Origin of the sequence: Paraburkholderia phymatum (assembly GCF_040965635.1) — a bacterium.
Classification (GTDB): Bacteria; Pseudomonadota; Gammaproteobacteria; order Burkholderiales; family Burkholderiaceae; genus Paraburkholderia; species Paraburkholderia phymatum_B.
On the sequence record NZ_JBFRCH010000171.1, the window covers coordinates 1 to 255 of the forward strand.

At 64.3% G+C, this 255-nt stretch carries 1 protein-coding gene; it reads left to right on the forward strand.

Annotation, left to right across the window (positions count from 1 at the left end):
* On the forward strand, positions 1-255 hold a 255-nt coding region (locus AB4Y32_RS40655), incomplete at both ends, for a response regulator transcription factor (RefSeq protein ID WP_368726601.1).

A 255-nucleotide genomic window follows, 5' to 3' on the forward strand; every position in this document is an offset into this window, starting at 1 on the left:
ATCATCGCGACCACGAGCGATATCGTCGTCGTGGCGGAAGCGGCGCAAGGGGCAGAAGTGGTCGACAAGCTGCGCAGTTGCGTCGTCGATCTGCTGCTGCTCGACATGACGATGCCCGGCATCAGCGTCGTCGATCTGATCCGTCGAGTACGGGCAGAGCAGCCTTCGCTGCCCGTACTCGTGCTGAGCATTCACGACGAGGCGCAGGTGGCGTCGCGCGCATTGCGCGCGGGCGCGACGGGCTATCTGACCAAA